7 protein-coding genes are annotated in these 8,181 nt (G+C 30.8%); 6 read left to right on the top strand and 1 reads right to left on the bottom strand.

The window, feature by feature from the left end; all coding sequences use genetic code 11:
- Positions 1–275: 275 nt before the first annotated feature.
- A complete protein-coding gene (locus HMPREF2782_RS04605) occupies positions 276–1,268 on the bottom strand; it encodes a helix-turn-helix domain-containing protein (protein WP_070641212.1) in 993 nt (330 codons plus the stop codon).
- Positions 1,269–1,428: 160 nt separating this feature from the next.
- On the opposite strand from HMPREF2782_RS04605, the gene HMPREF2782_RS04600 reads away from it, so the two are divergent.
- From HMPREF2782_RS04600 to HMPREF2782_RS09575, 6 genes are all read left to right on the top strand, one after another.
- Positions 1,429–3,183, top strand: coding sequence for an ABC transporter ATP-binding protein (locus tag HMPREF2782_RS04600; protein ID WP_070641210.1), 1,755 nt, complete (start codon positions 1,429–1,431; stop codon positions 3,181–3,183).
- Positions 3,167–4,888, top strand: coding sequence for an ABC transporter ATP-binding protein (locus HMPREF2782_RS04595; RefSeq protein WP_070641208.1), 1,722 nt, complete (start codon positions 3,167–3,169; stop codon positions 4,886–4,888). Before HMPREF2782_RS04600 ends, HMPREF2782_RS04595 begins: the two co-directional genes overlap by 17 nt.
- A gap of 10 nt (positions 4,889–4,898) precedes the next feature.
- Positions 4,899–5,483 (top strand): MptD family putative ECF transporter S component, encoded by a 585-nt coding sequence (locus HMPREF2782_RS04590; RefSeq protein ID WP_070605141.1) that lies wholly within the window; start codon positions 4,899–4,901, stop codon positions 5,481–5,483.
- Positions 5,483–6,172 (top strand): energy-coupling factor transporter transmembrane component T family protein, encoded by a 690-nt coding sequence (locus HMPREF2782_RS04585; protein ID WP_070641206.1) that lies wholly within the window; start codon positions 5,483–5,485, stop codon positions 6,170–6,172. The genes HMPREF2782_RS04590 and HMPREF2782_RS04585 overlap by 1 nt, the downstream gene beginning before the upstream one ends.
- Positions 6,166–7,530 carry an ABC transporter ATP-binding protein gene (locus HMPREF2782_RS04580; protein WP_070641204.1) on the top strand — a complete coding sequence of 455 codons (1,365 nt, stop codon included), beginning with the start codon at positions 6,166–6,168 and terminating at the stop codon, positions 7,528–7,530. Before HMPREF2782_RS04585 ends, HMPREF2782_RS04580 begins: the two co-directional genes overlap by 7 nt.
- 336 nt (positions 7,531–7,866) lie before the next feature.
- The coding region (locus tag HMPREF2782_RS09575) for a hypothetical protein (RefSeq protein ID WP_261668658.1) at positions 7,867–8,181 on the top strand (315 nt) is incomplete at its 3' end.

The following is an 8,181-nucleotide window of genomic DNA, read 5'->3' as shown; positions in this document are numbered from 1 at the left end:
GCAGAAAAAATACTTTAGTAGGTATTAATTAACTTAGATAAATATATATTATTTTTTTTAGAGGACTAAGTTTATAAATCAATGTCAAATTATATATTAATAAAATTAAAAGGGTCTGTAAATAATTTTGTGTATCAACCTAAATCCTGATATTTACAGCCCCTCTTCGGACTGCCTTTATTTTTTTCTCATTTTTCAAATCAATTTTATTCAGACTATATATGTACATATACACTTAAATTTATATAAAAACATGGCTTGTAAAAAAATTAATTTTAATCACAATAATCGCATTTTAAATTGTGATGTTTGCAAGCTAAATGACGAACTTCACTAGGAAGTTTTCCTTTATATCTTTTGTAATAAATGGAGAATTTGCTATGGGATGTGTATCCAACAGATTCTGCAATTTCCTTTATAGGTAGTTCGGTATTTAAGAGAAGAGTTTCAGCTACATTCATTCTTTTTCTTTGGGTGTATTCTGTAATGCTTTGACCATATTTTTCTTTGAATATATTTTTTAATTTTGTTCCGCTCATTTTAGATATTTTCTCAAGGGTTTCTTGATTTACATTCATGGCGAAATGGTCATCTAAGAATCTTGCTACATCTTCAAGTGCTTTATTATCATCAGACTCAATTTTATATTTTTTTCTATTTAAGTATGTGTCAATAACTATACTTACCCATTCATTTGCTTTGGCTTTAAAGAAAAAATCAGCGGCAGGGACATCCATCTTACAATTCAAGATTTCCATTGCCACTTTTTCTAGGGCCTTTGTAAGTATAATTTGATTAGTTTGAAGTAAGTTCGAATAAAAAGATTCTGGATCTATATTAATGGATGATAGGTGCTTTTCCAAAAGTTTTCTTTTAAAGCCAATGGAAACAGAAAGATAATATGAATTTTCATGTAATAAAAATAGAAAGTCATCTTTTATATTGTCAAAATCAAGAATACATAAAGAGTTTGCAGTAAGCGTTTGATACGGACTAAACTTTTCTCCGTTTGCACTGACAATGTAACTTGAATAAATTGAAACATAGTCTGTCATACTATAGGTATTATTTTGAATCACTTCCTCTCTGATATAAAAATCATGGACATCAATAATAAATCCATCTCCTTCATAAAACCAATATAGATCATCTGCATAAGTTGAATCCTCTTTTTTCCAACAAAAAGTGTGACCTGCACTTGAATACTTTTTATTGTTTTTACATTCATCTACTTTCATATAATCTTTTACAAAATCATAGTAACTCATAATTCACATATCCCTTTTAGACAATATTCCAATTAGCTTTATTAATTCAAAACTATTGTATTATTAATTATAGCCGATGTATAATAGAAAAGCAATGATAGTTATTATCAACTAAGAAAATTTATATCTAAAAGGAACATCAAAGAAAGGAGATATGATTATGAAAATTTACAAAAAACTATTTGCTTATGTACAGGATAAAAAATATCTTGGGGTTTTAGCTATAGTTTTTTCTGCTATATCTGCTGCACTTACGGTATATGGATATTATTTAATCTACAAATTTCTGGATAAGTTAATAATTAATTCAAATTTATCTGGTGCAGAGAGCTTAGCATTAAAATCTGTTATTACACTAACAAGTGGAGCGATATTTTATTTTGTTTCAGGAATGTTTTCACACATCTTGGGATTTAGGCTTGAAACAAATTTAAGAAAAAGGGGGATCGACGGTCTAGAGAAAGCAAGTTTTAGGTTCTTTGACTTAAATCCATCTGGTCAAATAAGAAAGATCATAGATGACAATGCCGCACAAACTCATCAGGTTGTAGCCCACATGATTCCAGATAGCTCTCAGGCAATAGTTACACCCGTGCTTATACTTGCACTTGGCTTTATAGTAAGTATAAGGGCTGGCATCACCTTGATTGCTCTTACAATAATTGGCGGCTTAATTTTAGGGGCGATGATGGGCGAGCAAGAATTTATGAAGATATACCAAGAAGCCCTATCTAAACTAAGTGCTGAAACTGTTGAATACGTAAGAGGAATGCAAGTTGTAAAAATATTTAGAGCAAATGTAGAGTCATTTAAAAGCTTTTATAAGGCGATAAAAGATTACTCAAAATATGCTTATGATTATTCCCTATCTTGTAAAAAGCCTTATGTTTTGTATCAATGGTTATTTTTTGGTTTGATTGCAATTTTAATTATTCCTATAGTTTATTTTATGACAAGCTTAGCTAGCGCCAAGGTGATTTTACTTGAGCTTATCATGATTTTATTTTTATCGGGAGTTCTCTTTGTTTCATTTATGAGAATGATGTGGTACTCCATGTATATTTCTCAAGGAAATTATGCAGTAGATACTTTAGAGGCGCTTTACAAGGATATGCAAAAAGACAAATTGCTGCATGGTAATGTCAATAATTTTAAAAACTATAATATAGAATTTGACAATGTTAGCTTTGCTTACAATGATAAGGCTGTCATTGAAAATTTATCCTTTAATTTAGAAGAAGGAAAGTCCTACGCACTTGTAGGTTCATCTGGATCAGGCAAATCAACAGTAGCAAAACTAATATCAGGTTTTTACAATGTTAATGAAGGAAGGATAAAGATAGGTGGGATTCCAATATCTGAATATTCTGACGAAGCCTTAATTAAAGCTATCTCCTTTGTTTTTCAAGACTCAAAATTATTTAAGAAGAGCATTTATGACAATGTTGCTTTAGCAAATAAAGAAGCTACAAAAGATGATGTTATGAGAGCTTTAAAATTAGCTGGATGTAATCTAATATTAGATAAATTTCCAGAAAGAGAAAATACTGTAATAGGCTCAAAAGGAGTTTACTTATCTGGTGGAGAAAAACAAAGAATTGCAATTGCTAGAGCAATTTTAAAGGATTCCAAAATTATTATTATGGATGAGGCATCGGCATCAATTGACCCAGATAACGAGTATGAACTACAAAAAGCTTTCAAAAATCTTATGAAGGATAAAACAGTCATCATGATTGCCCACAGGCTATCTACAATTAAAGACCTTGATGAAATACTTGTTATGGATAAGGGGAAAATCATAGAAAGAGGTTCTGACGAAGAATTAATGTCAAAAGATACAAGGTACAAGAGACTGCAAGAGATGTTTAACAGTGCGAATGAATGGAGGGTTTCAAATGAAGGAGTTTTATAAAAAAAGATTTGCTCTTACAGATAAAGGAGCTAGAAATTTAACTAAAGCAACACTGGCCTCATTTTTCGTTTATTGTATAAACATGCTTCCAGCCATATTACTAATGATTTTTGCTCAGGAAATTTTGGAAAATATGGGCAAAAGCAAGGGTTTTTATATAGTATTCTCAGTTTTGACCTTGATAGCAATGTATATTTTGCTTTCTGTCGAATACGATAAATTATATAGCACAACCTATCAAGAAAGTGCAGATTTAAGAATAAGGACAGCGGAAAATTTATCAAAACTACCTCTATCATACTTTTCTAAACATGACATTTCAGACCTAGCGCAAACAATTATGGCTGATATTGAAGGTATAGAGCATGCAATGAGCCATTCGATACCAAAAGTTGGCGGCATGGTACTCTTCTTCCCACTAATATCCATCATGATGCTATTGAGCAATGTCAAGATGGGTTTAGCTGTAATTATTCCAACAATATTAAGCTTTATATTCATACCACTATCTAAAAAACATTCAGTTAAGGGAGAAAAAAGATATTATGACGCCTTAAGAGAAAACTCAGAAAGCTTTCAAGAAAATATCGAAATGCAGATGGAGATTAAAGCCTATGGTTTATCAGAGGAAATGAAAGATAAGCTATATGAAAAAATGGATAAAAGTGAAAAAGTGCACTTAAAGACGGAATTAGTAAATATTTTAACTATGTCAATATCTTCAATATTTAGCTTTATTTCCCTTGCTGTAGTAATATTTGTTGGCGTAAATCTAATTATTAATAAAGAGATAAGTGCTCTCTACCTTGTAGGATATTTACTAGCAGCTATGAAGATAAAAGACTCTCTAGATGCATCTAAAGAAGGAATGATGGAGATATTTTATTTATCGCCAAAAATTGAAAGACTAAAAGAAATTGAAAATCAAGATTTACAAGAAGGGAAAGACCACGATCTAAAAAATTTTGATATTGATTTAAAAAATGTTGAATTTGCTTACAATAAAGACGCAAAAGTTTTAAATGGGGTAAGCTTTAGAGCTAAGCAGGGAGAGGTTACTGCTTTAGTAGGTGCAAGCGGATGCGGTAAAACAACTATCTTGAAACTTATATCAAGACTTTATGATTATGATGAAGGACAAATATTAATCGATGGCAAAGATATAAAGGAAATATCAACAGAATCCCTTTTTGATAAGGTGTCTATTGTTTTTCAAGATGTAGTTCTCTTTAATCAAAGCGTTATGGAAAACATTAGAATTGGAAAGCAAGATGCAAGCGACGAAGAAGTAAAAAGAGCAGCAAAACTTGCAAACTGCACAGATTTTATAGAAAAAATGGACAAGGGTTTCGATACAGTTATTGGTGAAAACGGTGCTGAGCTATCAGGCGGAGAAAGACAGAGATTATCAATAGCCAGGGCCTTCTTAAAAGATGCACCGATATTGATCTTAGACGAGATAGCAGCAAGCCTTGATGTTGACAACGAGAAAAAGATTCAAGAGTCTTTAAATAATTTGATTAAAGATAAAACTGTTGTAATCATTTCACACAGAATGAAATCCATAGAAAATGCTGACAAGATAGTAGTTCTTGAAAATGGAAAAGTAGAAAGTGAAGGCAACCATGAAGAGCTTTTACAAAAATCAAAAGTTTACAAGAATTTAATAGAAAAGACAAAAATGGCAGAAGAATTTATTTATTAGGAGGACTACAATGGATAATAAAAAATTAAAAGTGAAAGATTTAGTAAGTATCGGTGTTTTTGCTGTAATATATTTCGCCTTGATGTTTGGTGTTGGTATGATGGGAATGATTCCGATATTGTTTTTAATATACCCGACAGTATTAGCCATAGTTGCAGGAACTGTAGTTATGTTATTTATGACTAAGGTACAAAAACCATGGGCATTATTTATTTTCGGTATGATATCACCACTTGTGATGTTTGCAGCTGGTCATACCTACGTAGTTTTAGTTCTATCGCTTATAGTAATGATAATAGCAGAGTTAATTAGAAAGATTGGAAACTATAATTCATTTAAATACAATATGCTTTCTTATGCAATCTTCAGCACATGGATATGTAGCTCTTTAATGCAAATGCTTTTAGCAAAAGAAAAATATATGGAGATGTCTTTGATGATGATGGGAAAAGATTATGTTGATGTATTAGAAAAGTTAATAACTTATCCTCACATGGCTTTAGTAGCCTTAGGTGCTTTCTTAGGAGGAATTCTTGGAGCATATATAGGCAAGGCTCTATTGAAGAAACACTTTGAAAAAGCAGGCATTGTATAATGCCTACCTTTTCTTCAAATACTCCCTTTAATCCCAATCCCATCAGTAAGATATTAGTCGTATTTATCGCAGGCTTAACTGTTATGCATAGCATAAACATCCGTTTTGAGCTAGCGATTGTTTGTCTTATTGGTATTTTGCTTTATTTGAATGGATACAAAAAAACACTTTTCAAATGGATTATTTTATGTGGGATACTTTACTCCTTGCCTAATTTTATGGTGTTATCTGAATTAAACCCAATACTTAAGATGTTTTTAAGTATACCTATTGTCTTTAGAATGTTTTTATTGCCATTTATGGCGGCAAGCTTCATGATAAAGACCTCTGATGTAGGTGCAATAATTTCATCTATGGATAAGCTCAAAATTTCAAAAAATCTTTCTATACCTGTTGCGGTCATGTTTAGGTTCTTCCCATCTTTCAAAGAAGAGAAGAAAAACATTAAGATGGCTATGAAGGTAAGAGGGATAAATTTTAGAAATCCAATCAAATATCTTGAGTATGTTTCGGTTCCGCTATTAATTATATCTTCAAACATTGCAGATGATATAGCAAAAGCGGCAGAAACAAAGGCGATAGAAAATCCAATTGCCAAGACCAGATATATTCCTGTAAAGATACAGCTAATTGACTTTGTTTATGTTTTATTAATTGCTGGACTTATTGTGGGAGGCTTAATATGGTAGAAATTAAAAATTTAAGCCTTGCTTATGGCGAAGACCATATAATAGATGATATATCGCTATCCATAGGCGAGGGAGAGTGCGTGCTATTTACAGGAAAAAGCGGAAGCGGTAAGTCATCTTTAATAAATTCTATCAATGGCTTAGCTGTAAGATATGATAACGCAAAGACAAAGGGCGGAATAATTATTGATGGCAAGAATATAAAAGATTTGGAGCTTTATCAAATTTCAATGCTTGTCTCAACTGTTTTTCAAAATCCTAAGACATATTTTTTTAATGTTAATACGACATTAGAATTATTGTTTTATTTAGAAAATATTGGACTTGCAAGAGAAGAAATGGACAGGCGTTTAAAGGACATGCTTGAGATATTCCCGATAAAAAATCTTTTGAATAGAAATATATTTAATTTATCAGGTGGTGAAAAACAAATTCTTTGCATTGCCGCATCTTATATAGCAGGCACAAAGATTATAGTTATGGATGAGCCTTCATCAAATTTGGATATTAAAAGCATAAGTGTTTTGACAAAAATGCTTAAAATACTAAAAGAAAAAGGCATAAGCATAATTGTAGCAGAGCATAGAATTTATTATTTGATGGACATAGTTGATCGTGTATTTTTGATAGATAAAGGCAAACTTAAAAAAACTTATACAAGAAGTGAATTTTTAAAGTTTGATAAAAATAAATTGAACGCTTTAAGTTTAAGGGATAAAGAATTAAGCAAATTAGAAGTTCCTTATTTAAAAGACGGTGGAGAATATCAGATAAAAAATCTTAGCTACAAATTTACTGATGATGAGTGTTTAAGTATAAAAGACATCTCATTTAAGCTTGGGAAAATTTATGGAATAATAGGATCCAATGGACGAGGAAAGTCAACGCTTTTGAGATGCTTAATAGGTCTTAAGAAAAAATCAAAAGAAGAAATTTATTTTAAAGGAGAAAAACTATCCAAGAAAGAAAGGCTTAAAAAATCTTCACTTGTTATGCAAGACGTAAATCATCAATTATTTACAGATGAGGTATTCAAAGAGCTTGGTATAGGAGTAAAGAATTTTGATGAAGAAAAGGCAAAAATCATTTTAAAAAATTTAGGCTTAGACGAATTTAGAGAAAGGCATCCAATGAGTTTGTCAGGAGGTCAAAAGCAAAGACTTGCAATAGCATCTCTTATGTGTAAGGATTCTCCATTTGTCTATTACGATGAACCTACAAGTGGTATGGATTATTCCAATATGGAAAAAATATCTGAGCTAATAAAAAAATATAGAAATAAGGAGAAAATAATTATTATAGTTTCTCATGACATTGAGTTTTTGAACGAAGTTGCAGATGAGATTTATGAATTGTAAAAGAAAATAGGGTCTGTAAATAATTTTGTGCATCAACATAAATCTTGATAAAATGGTAAGGGTTGATACACAAAATTATTTACAGACCCAACAAGTAAGATCTTTTCTCTTAGTAAGTTTTATAAGTCTAGTTGTTATTGTAACAATATCTATACTTTCACCACAATTTAGCCTGTCTATACTGCTTGGATACTATGATTATAAAATATTTTTAGGTTTTTCAATCCTAGTCTATGTCATAAATATATTGATCTACCATTTTTCCTTAAAGAGAATTTTAGGCAGACCGACTATAGATTTAATTCGAACAATATAATGTCAAAGAAAGAGAAGCATATTAAGAAAAAAATCAGTAAAAAATTATTTTTACTTGGACTTGTAATATTTGTGATTTCTTACCTACTTCCAGTCTATACATTTGAAAACTATACAAACCTAAGACTAACTGGACTCACATCAATATTTGTCTGCCCAATTATTGTACTAATAGGCTTAATATTTTGGATAAATGAAAAGGACAGATTTTTTATAGTATTGAATATACTTTTAATATTATTACTACCTATAGCAATGTTTGTAGGTAATATAAGTAATGCGATTAGAACAAGAAAACAACAATCTAAACAGCTCTTTTATGGGCTGTTTTTTCTG

Origin of the sequence: Anaerococcus sp. HMSC068A02 (assembly GCF_001811125.1) — a bacterium.
GTDB lineage: Bacteria > Bacillota > Clostridia > Tissierellales > Peptoniphilaceae > Anaerococcus > Anaerococcus vaginalis_C.
The sequence above is the reverse complement of the archived record's forward strand: the minus strand, read 5'-3'. Positions and strand labels throughout refer to the sequence as shown.

Excerpts from the sequence above, each read along its gene's own strand:
- HMPREF2782_RS04605 (WP_070641212.1), bottom strand. The coding sequence starts at position 1,268 with ATGAGTTACTATGATTTTGTAAAAGATTATATGAAAGTAGATGAATGT.
- HMPREF2782_RS04600 (WP_070641210.1), top strand. The coding sequence starts at position 1,429 with ATGAAAATTTACAAAAAACTATTTGCTTATGTACAGGATAAAAAATAT.
- HMPREF2782_RS04595 (WP_070641208.1), top strand. The coding sequence starts at position 3,167 with ATGAAGGAGTTTTATAAAAAAAGATTTGCTCTTACAGATAAAGGAGCT.
- HMPREF2782_RS04590 (WP_070605141.1), top strand. The coding sequence starts at position 4,899 with ATGGATAATAAAAAATTAAAAGTGAAAGATTTAGTAAGTATCGGTGTT.
- HMPREF2782_RS04585 (WP_070641206.1), top strand. The coding sequence starts at position 5,483 with ATGCCTACCTTTTCTTCAAATACTCCCTTTAATCCCAATCCCATCAGT.
- HMPREF2782_RS04580 (WP_070641204.1), top strand. The coding sequence starts at position 6,166 with ATGGTAGAAATTAAAAATTTAAGCCTTGCTTATGGCGAAGACCATATA.